At 68.3% G+C, this 16,443-nt stretch carries 16 protein-coding genes and 2 tRNA genes; 8 read left to right on the plus strand and 10 right to left on the minus strand.

Annotation, left to right across the window (positions count from 1 at the left end; translation table 11 throughout):
* The first annotated feature begins 7 nt into the window (after positions 1-7).
* From LV780_RS07770 to LV780_RS07795, 6 genes are all read left to right on the plus strand, one after another.
* Positions 8-247: a hypothetical protein gene (locus LV780_RS07770; RefSeq protein WP_233863750.1), complete on the plus strand. Its 240-nt coding sequence runs from the start codon at positions 8-10 to the stop codon at positions 245-247.
* A 338-nt stretch (positions 248-585) separates the two neighbouring features.
* Positions 586-2,208, plus strand: coding sequence for a glucan biosynthesis protein (locus tag LV780_RS07775; RefSeq protein WP_011908734.1), 1,623 nt, complete (start codon positions 586-588; stop codon positions 2,206-2,208).
* A complete protein-coding gene (locus tag LV780_RS07780) occupies positions 2,208-2,408 on the plus strand; it encodes a hypothetical protein (RefSeq protein WP_117344979.1) in 201 nt (66 codons plus the stop codon). Before LV780_RS07775 ends, LV780_RS07780 begins: the two co-directional genes overlap by 1 nt.
* A 3-nt stretch (positions 2,409-2,411) precedes the next feature.
* A complete protein-coding gene (mdoH, locus tag LV780_RS07785; RefSeq protein WP_117344980.1) occupies positions 2,412-4,199 on the plus strand; it encodes a glucans biosynthesis glucosyltransferase MdoH in 1,788 nt (595 codons plus the stop codon).
* The gene (locus LV780_RS07790) at positions 4,192-5,421 is read left to right on the plus strand and encodes an OpgC family protein (protein ID WP_108220273.1); all 1,230 of its coding nucleotides are present in this window, start codon (positions 4,192-4,194) and stop codon (positions 5,419-5,421) included. Before mdoH ends, LV780_RS07790 begins: the two co-directional genes overlap by 8 nt.
* 17 nt (positions 5,422-5,438) lie before the next feature.
* Positions 5,439-5,513: transfer RNA gene (locus LV780_RS07795), tRNA-Gly, on the plus strand.
* Between the two features lie 394 nt (positions 5,514-5,907).
* Here LV780_RS07795 and LV780_RS07800 read toward each other — a convergent pair.
* The 5 genes from LV780_RS07800 to LV780_RS07820 form a co-directional block, all read right to left on the minus strand.
* Entirely contained in the window at positions 5,908-7,449 is a 1,542-nt protein-coding gene (locus tag LV780_RS07800; RefSeq protein ID WP_108220274.1) for a trimethylamine methyltransferase family protein, read from the minus strand.
* A gap of 114 nt (positions 7,450-7,563) precedes the next feature.
* Positions 7,564-8,169 carry an ABC-type transport auxiliary lipoprotein family protein gene (locus tag LV780_RS07805; RefSeq protein WP_101341666.1) on the minus strand — a complete coding sequence of 202 codons (606 nt, stop codon included), beginning with the start codon at positions 8,167-8,169 and terminating at the stop codon, positions 7,564-7,566.
* A 2-nt stretch (positions 8,170-8,171) separates the two neighbouring features.
* A complete protein-coding gene (locus tag LV780_RS07810) occupies positions 8,172-9,137 on the minus strand; it encodes an MlaD family protein (RefSeq protein WP_011908740.1) in 966 nt (321 codons plus the stop codon).
* A gap of 3 nt (positions 9,138-9,140) precedes the next feature.
* Positions 9,141-9,914 carry an ABC transporter ATP-binding protein gene (locus LV780_RS07815; protein WP_117344981.1) on the minus strand — a complete coding sequence of 258 codons (774 nt, stop codon included), beginning with the start codon at positions 9,912-9,914 and terminating at the stop codon, positions 9,141-9,143.
* Complete coding sequence (locus LV780_RS07820; protein ID WP_181318453.1) at positions 9,914-11,014, minus strand: ABC transporter permease; 1,101 nt, start codon at positions 11,012-11,014, stop codon at positions 9,914-9,916. The genes LV780_RS07815 and LV780_RS07820 overlap by 1 nt, the downstream gene beginning before the upstream one ends.
* A 406-nt stretch (positions 11,015-11,420) precedes the next feature.
* Here LV780_RS07820 and LV780_RS07825 point away from each other — a divergent pair.
* Together LV780_RS07825 and LV780_RS07830 are read left to right on the plus strand one after the other, a co-directional pair.
* Positions 11,421-11,496: transfer RNA gene (locus LV780_RS07825), tRNA-Val, on the plus strand.
* Positions 11,497-11,626: 130 nt separating this feature from the next.
* Positions 11,627-11,956, plus strand: coding sequence for a hypothetical protein (locus LV780_RS07830; RefSeq protein ID WP_044248121.1), 330 nt, complete (start codon positions 11,627-11,629; stop codon positions 11,954-11,956).
* Between the two features lie 8 nt (positions 11,957-11,964).
* Here LV780_RS07830 and LV780_RS07835 read toward each other — a convergent pair whose 3' ends face one another.
* The 5 genes from LV780_RS07835 to LV780_RS07855 form a co-directional block, all read right to left on the minus strand.
* Positions 11,965-12,552, minus strand: coding sequence for a c-type cytochrome (locus tag LV780_RS07835; RefSeq protein WP_108220275.1), 588 nt, complete (start codon positions 12,550-12,552; stop codon positions 11,965-11,967).
* On the minus strand, positions 12,549-13,805 hold the full coding sequence (locus LV780_RS07840; RefSeq protein ID WP_108220276.1) for a PQQ-dependent sugar dehydrogenase: 1,257 nt from the start codon (positions 13,803-13,805) through the stop codon (positions 12,549-12,551). The genes LV780_RS07835 and LV780_RS07840 overlap by 4 nt, the downstream gene beginning before the upstream one ends.
* A gap of 261 nt (positions 13,806-14,066) precedes the next feature.
* Positions 14,067-14,234 (minus strand): hypothetical protein, encoded by a 168-nt coding sequence (locus tag LV780_RS07845; protein ID WP_011908794.1) that lies wholly within the window; start codon positions 14,232-14,234, stop codon positions 14,067-14,069.
* Positions 14,231-15,358: a YeeE/YedE thiosulfate transporter family protein gene (locus LV780_RS07850; protein ID WP_011908795.1), complete on the minus strand. Its 1,128-nt coding sequence runs from the start codon at positions 15,356-15,358 to the stop codon at positions 14,231-14,233. Before LV780_RS07850 ends, LV780_RS07845 begins: the two co-directional genes overlap by 4 nt.
* Positions 15,359-15,368: 10 nt before the next feature.
* Positions 15,369-16,316: a sulfurtransferase gene (locus LV780_RS07855; protein ID WP_108220277.1), complete on the minus strand. Its 948-nt coding sequence runs from the start codon at positions 16,314-16,316 to the stop codon at positions 15,369-15,371.
* Positions 16,317-16,443 lie beyond the last annotated feature (127 nt).

Below are 16,443 nucleotides of genomic sequence, written 5' to 3' on the forward strand. Positions count from 1 at the left end.
GACCAACGTGACGGAGCTTTCCCGCCGCCGCGCTCCGCGCGAGCCGAAGAGCGATCACACGTGGCTGGTGGCGCACCTGATCTCGCTGATCGGCTATGCGGAACGTCACGGCCTGACCGAAGTGGAGGAGGCGCTGGCGCAAGCCGCAGAGCGCGTCGCTCCTGCGGTGAAGCCCGCCGCCGATGACGAGCGGCGACCGGATCCGCTGGTCTATCTCCGCCGCCCCTACCCCGAGAAGCGCGACTGACCTGCCCGGGGCGCGCGCGGGCCCGGTGCGATCCGCACCGGCCTGACGCGCCGTCGAACACTGCCCGTTTCCCGCCATGCCACCCTTCGCCGGGTGCCTGTCTGCACCGCAGCATCGCACCCGATTTGCCCGCAGGAAGGCAGGCATGAGGAACCGCGCCGCCACTGCGCGGGAGAGTGCGTTGTTCTGCACACAAGTTCGGCGAAACCGCGCTCAGACCGCCACCTGCGGCATCGACCGATCTTGCAAGTCCGCTTGGCCCGACCATATTGCTGGACGGTGCGAATCCTGCATTTGCACCCCACAAGCCATTGAAAAACGGACGTCGTCTCTCCCTTATGCACGCACATTCCGCTCCCTCTGCCCGCCTGAACCGCCGGCTGCTGCTTTCGGCGGCAAGTTCGACCCTTGCCCTTGCCGCCACGGGGCTCGTCGGGCTTCCCCTGCGGGCCCAGGAGGCGCCTGCGGAAGAGCCGCCGGCCTCCGTGCCGAGTGCTGCGCCGCAGCAGTTCAGCTTCGACTGGCTGACGGAAGAGATGCGCGTCGCCGCCACCCAGCCGCATGTCGAGCCGGCGAACCTGACCGGCTTCCTCGGCGATCTGCACTATGACGACTACCGCCTGATCAACTTCCGCAACGACCGCTCCCGCTGGGCGGACACGGACAGCATGTTCCGCATCCAGGCCTTCCATCTGGGCTGGCTGTTCGGCGCGCCCGTGCGGCTCTTTGACGTGACGGATGGCTTCATCCACGAGGTCCAGTTCTCGACCGACGACTTCGAATACCGCAACGAGCTTGCGACGCGGGTGGCGGCCCATGTGGATCTGCCCGGCGTGGCGGGCTTCCGGCTGAATTTCCCGCTCAACCGGCCCGACATCCACGACGAGCTGGTGGCCTTCCTCGGGGCGAGCTACTTCCGCGCCCTCGGCCGCGGCAACGCCTACGGGATCTCGGCGCGCGGACTGGCCATCAACACCGCGACCTCCTCGCCCGAGGAATTTCCGCGCTTCTCGCGCTTCTACCTCGAGCGTCCGCAGGCCGGGGGCCTCTCGACCGTTCTCTATGCCGCGATGGAGAGCCCGAGCGTCACGGGCGCCTATCGCTTCGTCATCACGCCGGGCATCGAGACGGTGATGGATGTCACCGCGCGGCTCTTCTTCCGCAACGCCGTCACCCAGCTTGGCGTGGCGCCGCTGACCTCGATGTTCCTCTATGGCGAGAAGAACCGCGCCAGCTACGACGACTTCCGTCCGAACGTGCACGACAGCGACGGCCTGGCCATCCGCCGGCGCGAGGGCGACCTGCTGTGGCGCCCGCTCAACAATCCGCCCCGGCTGGCGAGCAGCTATTTCGGCGAAGAGAACCCGCAGTCCTTCGGGCTTCACCAGCGCAAGCGGGCGTTCGAGGATTACCAGGACGCCGAGGCGCATTACGAACTGCGTCCATCGGTCGATGTCGAGCCGGTCGGCGACTGGGGCAAGGGTGTCGTCCGTCTGGTCGAGATCCCGACGCGCTACGAGACGAACGACAACATCGTGGCCTTCTGGGTGCCCGAGGGGAAGATCGCCGCCGGAGATGCGCGCGAATTCGCCTACCGGCTCCGGTGGGGCGCCCTGCCCATCGAGACACCGGCGGACCTGGCCCATGTGTGGGAGACGCGGGCGGGTCACGGCGGCGTCTCAGGGGTGGAAAATACCGCGGGAACGCGCAAGTTCGTCGTTGATTTCAAGGGCGGACTTCTGGGCAACCTGCCGCGCAACGCCAAGGTGGAAGCCATCACGTCGGTGCAGCATGGCGAAATCGTCACGCAGACCCTTGAACGACTCGACGGGATGGACATATGGCGTCTCGTCCTGGACGTGGCCGCAGCCGAGGGGGCCACGGTGGAACTGGCCAGTCACATCGCCGGTTATGGACGCAAACTCTCGGAAACTTGGCTCTACCAGTGGAACAAAGCCTGATGCTGCACTCTGCCGACTCCCTGCGGACCGAGCCCCTTGAGGCTGCGCCGCTCCCGGATACCGGGGCTCTTGTCGAACGGCTCGGCGCGCCTCCGGCCGCGCCCTGTGCCATGCCCAAGCAGCAGCTCGAACCGGCGGTCGCTGGCCTCCTGTCGGTGCTGCGGCTGTTCGGGGTCCGCGCCCCGAGGCCGGGGCTCTGAGCCATGTCCGCGCAACGGCGCCTGCGCGCCGTCACGTTGGCCTCGCGTCTCGTTGCGGCGGCAATCAGCCTCACCGCGGCAGCCGGGGCCTTCTTTCTTTTCCTGCAGTTCGGATCGTCGGACGGGCTCGACGCGATGGACATCACGCGGAGCGTGCTGATCCTCGTCTCGACCTCCTGGCTCGGCTGGGGCGCCGCCCATGCTGTGCTCGGCCTGTTCACGCGCCCCCGCCGTCCGGCCAATGTGGATCCCGACGCCCCGATCTCGGGCCGGACGGTCATCCTCGTCCCGGTCTATAACGAGGATCCTGTCGCAACCTTCTCGCGGATCGCGGCAATGGACGCCTCGCTGGCGGCCACGCCCTGGCACGGGATGTTCGACTTTGCCATCCTCTCGGACACGCGCGACGAGGGCATCGCCGCCCGCGAGAGGTTCTGGTTCCTGCGCCTCCTGCGCGAGCGCGACGCCGAGGGGCGCATCTTCTACCGCCGCCGCGCGGTGAACCGCGGTCGCAAGGCGGGCAACATCGAGGATTTCTTCCAGAAGTCCGGCGCCGCCTATGACTTCGCCGTTATCCTCGACGCGGACAGCCTGATGGAAGGCGAGACGCTGGTGGAGATGGTCCGCCGGATGGAGGCCGAACCGCGGCTGGGCCTCTTGCAGACGCTGCCCGTCGTGACCAGGGCCCGGGCCCGTTTCGGCCGGTCGATGCAGTTCTCGGCCGCGCTCCACGCGCCGGTCTTCGCCCGCGGCCTGGCCATGATGCAGGGCGAGACCGGGCCGTTCTGGGGCCACAACGCCATCGTCCGCGTGCGCGCCTTTGCCGAAAGCTGCGGCCTGCCCGAACTGTCGGGCCCGCCGCCCTTCGGTGGCCCTGTCATGAGCCACGATTACGTCGAGGCGGCGCTTCTGGCGCGGGCCGGCTGGATCGTCCGGTTCGACGACGACATCCGGGGATCCTACGAGGAAGGGCCGGAGAACCTGGTCGATCACGCCAAACGGGACCGTCGCTGGTGCCAGGGCAATTTGCAGCACGGGCGCATCCTGCTCGCGCCGGGCCTGCGGGCGTGGAACCGCTTCGTCTTCGTGCAGGGCATCATGTCCTACATCGCCCCCCTCTTCTGGCTGGGGTTCATCGCGGCCTCGATCGCCGCGCCGTTCTTCGCTCCTCCGCTCGACTACTTCCCCGTGCCCTACTGGCCGTTCCCGGTCTTTCCGTCGGATGAGACCTGGAAGGCGATCGGTCTGGCCGTCGGCATCTTCGGCCTTCTGTTGCTGCCCAAGCTGATGATCGCCATCGAGGCGATCGCCTCGGGCCGCGCGGCCGGCTTCGGGGGACCCGTCCGGGTACTGGTCTCGACCCTGGCCGAACTGGTCTTTTCCAGCGTCATCGCGCCGATCCTCATGGCCTTCCAGACCCGCTCGGTGCTTCAGGTTCTGCTTGGCCGCGACGGCGGCTGGCCCACGAACAACCGGGGCGACGGCAGCCTCTCGTTCGGACAGGCCTGGATGGCAAGCCACTGGATCGTGACCTGGGGCGTCGCCGGGCTTGGAGCCACCTATTACTTCGCGCCGGGCCTCGTGCCCTGGCTGCTTCCGGTCGCCATTCCCATGATCCTGTCTCCGCTGGTGATCTCGGTCACCTCCAAACGCAGCCGCTCGGCGCTGTTCACCATGCCGCTCGAGTTGGCTCCGACGCCGGTGCTTCTGGCACACCAGACGATCTTCGCCGACTGGGAGCAGGAGCCGGCGCCGGAAGCCTCGTCCTCGATGGCGGTGATCCATGCCTGACCAGCCACATGTCGCTCCGGGACGGGACAAGCGGCTCGACATGTTCCGCGGCCTCGCACTGGTGATGATCTTCATCAACCATGTGCCGGGAACGGTGTGGGAGAAATTCACCAACCGGAACTTCGGCTTCTCGGACGCGGCCGAGGGCTTCGTCCTGATGTCGGGCATTGCGGCGGGGCTTGCCTATTCCAAGGGGCTGCACCGGGCCAACTGGGCCGGGGCGCGCAGGATCTGGCGGCGGAGCTGGACCCTCTACCTCGTTCACCTGCTGACGACCGCCTGGGCGATCGCCATATCGGCGGCCTTTGCCCTCTGGTTTGCCGCTCCGCAGCTTCTGCATGAGAATCAGGTCTGGGTGCTGTTTCAGAAGCCTCTGGGCTTCCTGATCGGCGTGCCGGCGCTGACGCACCAGCTCGGCTACACCAACATCCTGCCGCTCTATGCGGTGCTGCTGCTGGCCACGCCGCTTCTCATAATCGGCGCGCTGCGCTGGCCGCGGATCCTGCTGGCGGGCTCGATTCTCTTCTGGATCGTAACGGGGCAGTTCCGGCTGAACCTTCCGAACTTTCCCAACCCCGGCGGCTGGTTCTTCAATCCGCTGGCCTGGCAGGTGATCTTCGTCTTCGGCCTTCTGACCGGGGTTGCCATGAAGCAGGGCCGCCGCTTCGTCCCGATCCTTCCGTGGCTGCAGGCGCTGGCGGCGGGGTATCTGATCCTTGCGCTGCTCTGGCTGAAGGTGCCGCTCATCAAGGAGACGATGAACCACTTCATGTGGATCCTGAACCGGCAGGTCGGCCTGCCCTTCTACATCACGGCGTTCGACAAGACCTTCGCCAGCCTTCCGCGCCTGCTGCATGTCCTTGCGCTGGCCTACCTCGTGAGCACGCTGGTCTGGGTGCGGCGGGTCTCGGCGTCCAGCTGGGCCGAGCCGTTCGCACTCCTGGGCCGCCACGCCTTGCAGGTGTTCGCCACCGGCACGATCCTCTGCTTCGTGCTGCAGGGGGTGAAGGATGTGGCGGGCAACCGCTTCCTTCTCGACACGTTCCTTCTGTCGGCCGGGCTCTCGATCCAGTTCTGCGTGGCGTGGCTCGCCGATCGCTGGAAGGGCCATGGGCGTCCTCATCCTGATTCGGACGCTCTGTCCAGATCGTCCGGGATTTCCTCGCAAGGCGCGCTGCAGACACAGGAAAAACCCCTTGCAGCCGCCATGCCGCTCCGCTAATACCTGCCCCACGGAGCGCGGGCGTAGCTCAGGGGTAGAGCATTACCTTGCCAAGGTAAGGGTCGTGAGTTCGAATCTCATCGCCCGCTCCAGTAAATCGAAGGGCAGGCGCCGCACAGGCGCCGCCGCTCGACATCGGGAAACGTCTTGACGTTTCGAAGACCATCCCGAGGTTTCCTGACAGGTCTGCATGTGGACGCCAGCTCTGACACTGGTTCCATCTTGCCCGGATGCGATGCCGACGACGCGCCGCTTCCCGGAGCTTTCGCGCCGTCAGCCTGAGGCATGGTCAGCCGGTTCTTGCGTTCATGCGCCATCTCCCTGGCGCAAGAGCGGTCAACCGCACGCTCATCCGACGGGCGGTTGTGCCCAGAAAGCCTCAGGGTCCGCCGCAGGACTCCCGGCGGTTCGAAAAACAGTTCCGCACCCGCGGGCCGGACGGGCTCTGACCCGGGCCATGAGGCGGGACAGAGCCCTCGGCGTTGGTCAGATGAAGGCGTCGGGAGCCGCCTCCTTCTTGCGCGCCACATAGGCGGAGAGGGATTCGGCCACCGCCTCGTCGAGTGCGGGCCTCTGGTAGTCGGCCAGAAGCTTCTTCACCCGGGCGGCCGCAAGCACTTCGGTGTCGCGCGCGCCTTCTTCCTCCCACGTCTCGAAGGGCTTGTAGTCGAACAGGTCCGAGCGCCAGAAGGCCGACTTGAAGTTGGCCTGCGTGTGGGCACAGCCGAGATAATGGCCGCCGGGACCCACTTCGCGGATCGCATCCATCCCCTGCCCGTTCGCATCCACCGCCACGCCCTGCGCCAGATGATGCAGCGTGCCCAGCTGGTCGGCATCCATTATGAACTTTTCGTAGGAGGAGACGAGCCCGCCCTCGAGCCACCCGCAGGCGTGGAGCATGAAGTTCACGCCCGACATGAGCGCCACGTTGAGCGAGTTGGCCGTCTCATAGGCGGCCTGCGCATCCGGCAACTTCGAGCCGCAGAACGAGCCGCCCGAGCGGTAGGGCAGACCCAGCCGACGGGCGAGCTGGCCGGCTCCGTAGGTGATGTGGGCGGCCTCGGGCGTGCCGAAGGTGGGGGCGCCCGAGTTCATGTCGATCGAGGTCACGAAGGCGCCGAAGATCACCGGGGCACCGGGGCGGATGAGCTGGCTGTAGGCCACGCCGGCCAGCACCTCGGCCAGCACCTGGGTCAGCGTCCCCGCCACCGTCACCGGGGCCATGGCACCGCCCACGATGAAGGGCGAGACGATGGCCGCCTGATTGGCCGCCGCATAGACCTCAAGCGCGCCCATCATGGTCGCGTCGAAGGTGAGCGGCGAGTTGATGTTCACGAGCGAGGTCATGACCGTGTTCTGATCGACGAACTCCGCGCCGAACAGGAGCTTGGCCATCTCGACCGAATCCTCGGCCCGCGACGGTTCGGTGACGGAGCCCATGAAGGGCTTGTCCGAGAGCGTCATGTGGGCATGGAGCATGTCGAGGTGACGCTTGTTCACCGGCACGTCGGTCGGCTCGCAGACCGTGCCGCCGGAATGGTGCAGCCACTTCGACATGTAGCCAAGCTTCACGAAGTTTCGGAAGTCCTCCATCGTGGCGTAGCGCCGCCCGCCCTCGTGGTCGCGCACGAAGGGCGGGCCATAGACGGGGGCGAGGACGAGGCTGCGCCCGCCGATCTCGACATTGCGGGCGGGGTTGCGGGCGTGCTGGGTGAAGCTCGACGGCGCCGTCGCGCAGAGCTTGCGCGCCAGCCCTCGGGGAATATGCACCCGCTCGCCGCGCACATCGGCGCCAGCGTCGCGCCACCGTTGCAAAGCCGCCGGATTCTCGAGGAAGTTGACGCCGATCTCCTCGAGGACCGTCTCGGCGTTCCACTCGATGATCTGGAGCGCCTCCTCGTTCAGGATTTCGAAGTTCGGGATGTTGCGGGTGATGAATCGGGCCGTCTCGAGGCTGACCGCCGTCCTCTCCGCCCGCCGCGCCGATCCGCCGCCACCCCGCGCCCTGCGTGCCGTGACCTCGTTCATCGCCCATCCTCCAAAAGCCGGCTGCCCTTTTGCGTCCTTATGACGCTTTTCGAGGCCGCGCCCGGCAACGATTCCGGCGCTTGCCGCCAGAAAACGACATGCGCCCGGCCCGGCTCAGCGCGCCTGCGCCCGCGCCCAGCCGATCGCCTGCCCCAGCGCCTGCGTCACCGCCGCCTCGAAGGCCACGACGACATCGCCCGTCGTGTCGGAGGCGGCCTGCGCCACGGCCTCGACGCGCCGGCTGGAGGCCACGCTCCGGTCGGACTCGCGGATCAGCGTCAGGACCATGGCGACCCGGACAACCGGAGTCGCGCCGGGAGGGGCCTCGGCCTGGAAGTCGCGCAGTTCGGTCATCAGCGTGTAGTCGGGGATCAGTCCCGCGGCCTCGCGCGCCACAAGCCGGAAGCCGCCGGCATTCTGGAGAGAGCCCACCAGCAGCGTCTGCACCAGCGCCGGAGCCGGGTCCGACCAGCGCGCATCGGGCAGATACTGCGCCTGCACGCGCGAGGGCTTGATCAGGATCCGGTCCGTGGACAGGGCCCCGCCGGCCGTCACCGGCTCGACCACGACATGACGCGCGCCGCCGCCTCCCGGTCCGGGCAGGGGCGACAGGGTGTAGGTGTCGAGCTGCTCGGAGGCGCGCGAGAGCGACGTGACGGCACCGCAGCCCGCCAGCATCAGGGTCGCAACGAGGAGTGTGGAACGGGTCAGGGCACGCATCGTCATCTCCTGTAGGACGGGGTCTGGTTGCCGAGGAAGAACCGTGCCGGATCGCGCGAGATCTGGGCGATCAGCGAGTTGAAGTTCGTGACCGTCCGGCGGGTCTCGGCGGCGAGGCTGGCGTATTGCGGCAGCCCGTTGTCGGCGAAGTTGCGGATGCCCGCAACGGATTGCTCGATCCCGGCGACCGCGCTGCGGATCTGGGCAAGCATCGGCGGCACATCCTGATCCACCACCCGGTTGACCGATTCGAACGTGTCACGGGCCGCCGAGGCCGCCCCTTGCCCTTCCTCGAGCGCGGTCTCGAGCGTGGCAAGCGCCTCTTCGGCGCGATCCGCCATCGTGTCGAGCCGGGCGGTGAAGTCGTTCAGCCGCGCGGTGGCCTCGGACGCGTCCCGCGTGATGGCCGCGATGTTCTGCACCGAGGCGTCGGCGTTGGTCAGGATGCTTTCGACAGCGGCCCGGTTCTCGGGGCCGGTGAAGGTCTGGATGTCCTTCAGAAGCGCGATCGCCTCGGCCAGCAGCGTGGGGGCATCGGCGGTCAGGGCCTGCACGGCCGAGCGTTCCGAGGGGATCACCGGGGGCCACTGGCCCTCTTCGGCCTGAAGCGGCTCCGGGGCCGCGCCGCCCGAGAGCGCGACATAAGAGACGCCCGTCACCCCCTGCGAGGCCACCTGCGCCCGCGTGTCGGTCCGCACCGGGGTGGTGGCTGCGAGCTGGATCCGCACCCGCACCAGCGACGAATCCTCCTCGTCCACCTCGATCGTCAGCACCTCGCCCACATCCACGCCGTTGTAGCGCACCGGGCTGGCCCGCCCCAGTCCCTCCACGCTGGTGAAGAGGATGTCATATTCCGCGTAGGTGCGGTCCAGTTCCACCTTGGCGAGCCACAGAAGAAAGCCAAGCGTGGCGAGAATGCTCAGCAGCGTGAAGATCCCGATCAGCACATAGCGCGCGCGCGTCTCCATCGCTCAGCCCTCCGCCGCCAGCAGCGCCGCATGGGCGCGCGGCCCGTGGAAATAGTCGCGCACCCAGGGGTGGTCCACCTCCATCAGCTCGCGGATGGTTCCCGTCACCAGAACTTCCCTTTCTGCCAGAACCGCGATGCGGTCGCAGGTTGCATGCAGCGTATCGAGATCGTGCGTCACGAGAAACACGGTCAGTCCAAGGGATGTCTGCAGGTTGCGGATCAGCGCGTCGAACTCCGAGGCGCCGATCGGATCGAGGCCGGCCGTCGGCTCGTCGAGAAAGAGGATCTCGGGATCGAGCGCGAGCGCCCGCGCCAGCCCGGCCCGCTTGCGCATCCCCCCCGACAGCTCCGACGGAAAGAGCGTGCGTGCCTTGGGCGGCAGCCCGACCATGGCGATCTTCAGGTCGGCCAGCGCGCGGCGGGTCTCGGGATCGAGGTCCGTCCGCTCGCGCATGGGCGCCTCGACATTCTCGCGCACCGTGAGCGAGGAGAAGAGAGCCCCGTCCTGGAACATCACGCCCCAGCGGTTCTCGACCCTGGCCATCTCGGCCCTCGGCGCCTGGCGCACATCCACGCCAAAGACCCGGACGCTGCCCGCGCGCGGCGCCTGCAGGCCCACGATCGAGCGCAGCAGCACCGACTTGCCCGTGCCCGAGCCGCCGACGATGCCCAGCACCTCTCCCCGGTAGATGTCGAGATCCAGATCCTCGTGGATCACGTTCGGGCCGAACTGGTTCTTCAACCCGCGCACCTCGATCACGACCTCCCGTGCCATCAGAGCCCCCAGACCGCGAAAAAGACCGAGAAGAGCGCGTCCACCACGATCACGAGGAAGATCGCCTGCACCACCGAACGCGAGGTGTGGCTGCCCAGCGACTCGGCGTTGCCCGAGACCTGCATTCCCTGATGGCAGCCGATCACGGCGATGATCACGGCGAAGAAAGGCGCCTTGACGAGGCCGATGATCGCATGGTTCACGTCCGTGTCGGCCAGAAGCTGCGTGCGGAACATCCCCGGCGTGATGCCGAGGTCGATCCAGGCCATCAGCGCGCCCCCCACCAGCCCGGCCATCGAGGCGATGAAGCCGAGCACGGGCAGCAGGATCACCAGCGCGATCAGCCTCGGCAGCACCAGCCGGTCGATCGGATCGAGCCCGAGCACGCGCATCGCGTCGATCTCCTCGCGCATCTTCATCGAGCCGATGGCGGCGGTGAAGGCCGAGCCCGACCGGCCGGCCACGATGATCGCCGTCAGCAGGATGCCCAGCTCGCGCAGGATCGAGATGGCCACGAGATCCACGACATAGACCTCGGCTCCGAAGGCCTTGAGCTGGGTCGAGCCCTGGAAGGCCAGGACGATGCCGATCAGGAAGCCCATCAGCGTGACGATCGGCACGGCGTTCCAGCCCGCCTCCTGCATGTGATGCACGAGCGGCGTAAGGCGCAGCCGCCGCGGATGAATCAGAAGGCCCCCCAGATGGGCCACGACCTGGCCGAAGAAGGCCATGGAATCGAGGCTGCCCCGCAGCCCTCCGGCCACCTCCTGCCCGAGCTGCGCCAGCCCGTCCCCCGGCCGGCCCGGGATCGTCCGACGCCGCGGCTCGGGCTCGGGCATGGCGTTGGCGACCGTGGCCAGCAGGTGGCGGTGGGCCTCGCTCAGGTTCACGATCTCGAACGGACGCCCACCGGCCTCGGCGCGCTTCTGCGCGCTGAGAATGGCCCAGGCGCCGGCCGTGTCGAGCGCCTCGACGGCCCCCATGTCGAGCCGCCCTTCCCGCTCGGCGGACGCGAGGTTGTGCCGCGTCCGGGCCAGAGTCTCGATGGTCAGCCGTCCGCTGATCTGTGCCGCGGACGGGGTTGATCCTGTTGCGCCCAATGTCCTGTCAGCCCCGCTCCGACTCGCCTCTCACCTGCGCGATCCGGCCGAAGTGCCCGGCATTGCACGATGAAACGCACCGCCGCAACCTCCTGTTCCGGGCCGGGAGGCGCGGCCGCTGCCCGGACCCCTTCCCCGGTCCGGCCCTTCGCGGCCGCCATCGTACCGGATGGAGAGCAGGCCGCGACGGTTCGGCTTCGGATCCGCCCCGTCAGCTTTCCCCAGCGCCTTCCGGGATACAACCGTTTTCCTGCACCCGCCCTACGCGAGTGGCTTCGACAGCCCGCACCGTTGCCGGAATGCCCGCCCGAGACGGCCGCCGTGCCGCGCCGGCGGGTCGGGATGATGCACCGCGCGGTTTGCGGACTTGCGGAACCGCCCCGGTCCGGAGTAGAGGGCGATCCGCGGGTGGTTAGCTCAGTTGGTAGAGCGTCTCGTTTACACCGAGGATGTCGGGGGTTCGAGCCCCTCACCACCCACCAGACATCTCGCGATGGTTCGGCGGGGGCGGTCATCTCGCCTCATTGTGCGGTGACGGTTCCGACGCTACGAGGGTCCTGCACCGGGGCGCGACCGGCGCGTCCCGTGCGGGCAGAACGAAAGGATATGCGAGTGTTCCTCTTCATCACCCTCTCGCTGGCCGCCTCGCTGGCCCTTCTCTTCGGCGCGACCGAGATCGAACGCCGCGCCATCGTCGGACGCTATACGGGCGTCAACGGCGCGGCGATCCTGATCACCTTCGTGGTCTCGTTCGTCGGCTCGCTCGTGGTGGTGGCGCTGGCCACGATCTGGGGCGGCTGGATCTACCTCTTTCACCTGCTGCCGATGACGGTCCTCTACCATTTCTTCATGGGCGTCTTCCTCGTCCACGGACTGCAGAAGACGTCCGAGCGCGTGGCGCTCGAGGATCAGGCCGCGCGGCGGCAGATGGCAGCGGCCTGATCGCCGCGTCAGGGCGGCGGCTCGATCTCGATCTCGACCGCCGCATACCAGTCGGCGGCGGCACGGATCTCGTCGTCGGTCAGGTCCGAGGCGATGGGTGACATGATCTCATGCACCCGCCGGCCGGTCCGGAAGGCCTTGAGCTGGGTCTCGATATAGATCGCATTCTCGCCGGCCAGGTTCGGCGCATCCTCCAGCACGGCCAGCCCGTCGGCCCCGTGACAGAGCGCACAGGCCTCGGGCGCGGCATGGGGATCGACCCCCGGCTTCAGTTCCGCCCGGATGCGCTGGATCGCGAACCAGGCGGCGAGGTCGGCGATCTGCGCGTCCGTCAGCGCAGCGGCCACCACCGACATGATCTCATGCTCGCGCGCGCCCGAGCGGAAGGCCTCGAGCTGATGGCGGATGTAGGAAGGATGCTCGCCCCCGATATGGGGGGCGATGGGGATGCGGGCGAACCCGTTCAGCCCGTGGCAGGTGCGGCAGAGCCCGGCCGCCACCTTGCCCTCGGCGGGATTGCCGACCGGCTCCTCGGCCGGCACCGACTGGGCGAGGACAACCCCGCCCAGACCGGCCACAAGCGCAAGCCGTCTCATTCCGGCTGATACCAGATGCGGTAGATCGCCCCCACGAGATCGTCCGACACGAGGATGGAGCCATCGCGCATCTGCGCCACATCCACGGGCCGGCCGAGATATTCGCCGTTCTCGTCGATCCAGCCTTCGGCAAAGGGCTTCGTCGTGGCGCTGCCATCCTCGGCGAGGGTGGTGACCATGACGCGCGCGCCGACCGGCGTCGTCCGGTTCCACGAGCCGTGCTGCGCCGAGAAGATGGCCCCGCGATATTCCTCGGGGAACATCGAGCCGGTGTAGAACATCATACCGAGATCGGCGGCATGGGCATCCATCTCGACCACGGGCATCACCGCATCCGCAGGCGGCTCGTCATCCTTGTATTCGACAGTGCGGACGCTGCCGCCGCCATACCAGGGAAAGCCGAAGTTCTGCCCCGGCCCGGTCGCGCGGTTCAACTCACCCGGAGGGATGTCGTCGCCCATCCCGTCCACCTGATTGTCGGTGAACCAGACCTCGCCCGTCTCGGGGTGGATGTCCATGCCCACCGAGTTGCGGATGCCGCGGGCAAAGACCTCGCGGCCGCTGCCGTCCGTCTTCATGCGGATGATGCCGCCGATGCCCCACTTGTCGTAAAGCTCGCGCTTTTCGGGCGCCGGCACGTTGAAGGGCTGGCCGAGTGCGATGTAGATCATCCCGTCCGGCCCGATGTCGCAGACCCGCGCCGTGTGGTTGAAGCTTTCCTCCTCGACCGGGATCAGCTCGCCCTGCTTGACGAGGTTGAAGGCCGCCACGTCGCCCGACTCGTAGAAGAACTCGGCCGCGGGGAACAGGAGCACCCGGTTCTGCTCGGCGATGTAGAGAAAGCCGTCCCTCGAGAAGCAGGGACCGTTCGGGATGGTGAAGCGCAGCGAGGGGGCGAAGTCCTTCACCTCGTCGGCGACCCGGTCCTTGTTGCGGTCGGTGACGGCCCAGACCTTGTCCTTGCGGGTGCCGACGAAGGTCACGATGCCCTGCGGCCCCACCGCCATGTGGCGCGCGTCGGGCACGACCGCGTAAAGGCCGATGCGGAAGCCCGGCGGCAGCGTGATCCGCTCGAGCGTGCGCTTGATGCCTTCGGCGAAGTCCCCGCCCTGCTCGATGAAGGTGAAGTCACTCTTGCCCGTGCTCTGGAAATTCGAGAGCTTCTCGAGGTTGTCGGGCACGTCGGCACCCTGCGCATGGGCAAGACCCGCGGTCAGGGAAAGTGCCGCGAGGGACGCTGTCAGTCGCTTCATGTCTTCCTCCCGTGTTGAACCGTCACGCCGGACAGGCCGCGGGCCAGAGGCGCCGCGGCAAGGGTCCGGTCTGTCGTGCAGAAGCGGCCCGCCTCCCAACGGCGCCGCGCGGTCAGAATAGCTGACCAGTTCACGGTTCTGTCAACGAAAATCCTGAAGCGTTCCGCCCTGCGCCGTCCCGCGCGCAGGATCCTTGCAGGCCCCCGCCGCGGACCGTCCGGCAGCCGATACGGAAAACGGCGCCCCGAAGGGCGCCGCGTGTCAGGAACCGGCGGCCGAGCAGTGCGCTCCGCCCGGCGCGAGCCCCGATCCGAGGGCGAGGATCGGCGGCGCCTGGTAGGGATTGGGCGGCTCGCTCACCGCCGCATCGAGGGCGAGCACCCCCGCCACCGCCAGCAGGACGAGGAGAGCCACGGGTTTCCTGGTCATCGCGGCCCCTCCAGCCCCAGGCCGGGCCGTAGGCGGATGCCGACCCAGGAACCGACGAAGGCCGCGACGAACCAGACCCAGCCGTGCAGGCTGCCGGTCGAGATGCCGCTGAAGAAGGCGCCCACGTTGCAGCCGAAGGCCAGCCGCGAGGAATAGCCCAGAAGCAGCCCCGAGATCACGGCCGCAACCCAGGCCTTGGCCGGCAGGCCCGGAACCGCGGTGCCGAGGCCCCCCCGCCAGAGGCTCACCCCCACCGCACCCGCGATCATCCCGATGTTGGTGAGCGAGGTCACGTCGGTCAGCACGCTCTCACGCAGCCGTTCGACCTGCGCGGGGGCGCTCCAGAAGGCGGAGGCCGAGAGGTCCGCCCCCATCGCGACGGCCCCCTTGGCCGCCCAGAGCCCGAGGCCATAGACCACGCCCCAAGGCTGACCCGCCACCACGAGGTTGAGCAGCGCAAGCACCGCCAGCGCCGCCGCCGCCAGCCAGAGCCGGCGCGGCAGCCGCGCCCCGCCCGGCACGCCGAGCCAGATCGCCGCCAGCGCCACGGCGGCGAGGGCCGCCAGCGTCACGCCCAGCCCCGAGAGGCCGTCCAGCACCATCACCGGCGCGAGACCGAGCCCGTTCCACCAGTCGATGTGATAGGCGCCGAGGAAGCTGCCCACGGCGAAGAAGGGCAAGGCCAGCGCCGCCACCGCATTGCCGCTGCCGGCATTCACAAGCGTGCCAGAGCCGCAGCCAAGCACCAGCTGCATGCAGATGCCGAAGACGAAGGCTCCGCCCACCATGGCCCAGCCGACCGGCGCGTGGGCGCCGATCAGTTCCGAGGGATTGGCCCCGATGAGGGGAATCGCCACCACCGCGACCAGCGCGATGGCCAGCAGTTGCGCCAGAAGGCCCGCGGGCTCTCTCCGCAGGATCATCGCGCGCCACGGCCCTGCAAAGCCGAAGCGCAAGCCTTCCAGCGTGATCCCGAAGCCGAGGCCGATCGCGAGCAGCAGGCCGTAGCGTCCGCCCACCAGCGTGGCCACGGCCAGCACCGCAAAGAGGCCCGCCGCCATGAGGAGGCTTCGGCCCCCGAGGCCCGCCGGGACCGGCCCGGCGGTCGCCATCCTGTCCGTCATCGTCCGATCCTCAGAAGACGCCGCTGATCTGGTTCCAGAGGTTCTGGAGCGGCCCCGGAACATTCTCCATCGGCAGGCCGGCGTTCGACCAGCCCACCATCGATTCGGGGTAGAGCTTGACATTCTCGACGCCCGCCAGCTCGCTCAGCGCGAACCAGTTGGTCGCCGCCCAGTGGCCGGTGTTGCAGAAGGAGATCAGCTCTTCGACGCCGGTGTAGCCCGCCTCGGCCGCAAGGGTCCGGGCGCGGTCCGCATCCATGACCGCGGGGTTCGAGCCGAACCAGCGGTCATGCGTGAAATATTCCGACTGCGGCAGCGTGCCGGGACGGGCGGCGGCCGGCGCGGCCTTCTTGCCTTCCCAGAACTCCTGCGGGCGCGCGTCGATCAGCGTCGCCTGCCCTTCGCCCTCGACAACCTCCCGCACGTCCTGCTCGGTGGCCAGCCAGGCGTCCGAGAAGGCGACGGTGAAGTCGCTGGGGCTGGGGGTCGCGGCTTCGGTGCTCAGCGGAAGACCCGCCTCCTGCCAGCCGCGCATGCCCCCGTTGATGATGGCGAGTTGGCTCACGCCGCTGGATTTCAGGGTCCAGTAAACCCGGGCGGCGGCGCCGAAGTCGGTGGCGTCCTTGCCCTCGTGGACGATGACGGTCGGACGATCCGCCGTGACGCCGAGGCCCTGCAGGATCTCGGTCAGCCGGTCGGCCTCGGGAACCTTGCCGGGATTGTCGGCCGGACCGCGGAACAGGCCGTAGGGAGCGGAGACGGCGCCCGCGATGTGACCCTCGGCGTAGGGCTGGGGCTTGCCCTCCTCACCGGCGCGGATGTCGATGAAGAGCGCCTCGCCCGATGCCTGCGCTTCGGCGGCCTGCTCGGGGGTCAGAAGCGGGCCGAAGGTCTGCTGGGCGAAGGCCGGCGCGGAGATGACCATCAGAGCCGCGGTGGCGAGCGGAATCAGTCGCATGGCGTCACATGTCCTCAGATTTGGAGTGCGCTTCAGATCGAGCGTCGGACGGGGAAAATCAAGGGAGGATGGTCCGTCCCGCCCGCCCCCGAAGCCGCCGCAGCCGTCACGATTTCCGCGCATGTGG

Source organism: Cereibacter azotoformans, assembly GCF_021391315.1.
GTDB classification, from domain to species: domain Bacteria; phylum Pseudomonadota; class Alphaproteobacteria; order Rhodobacterales; family Rhodobacteraceae; genus Cereibacter_A; species Cereibacter_A azotoformans.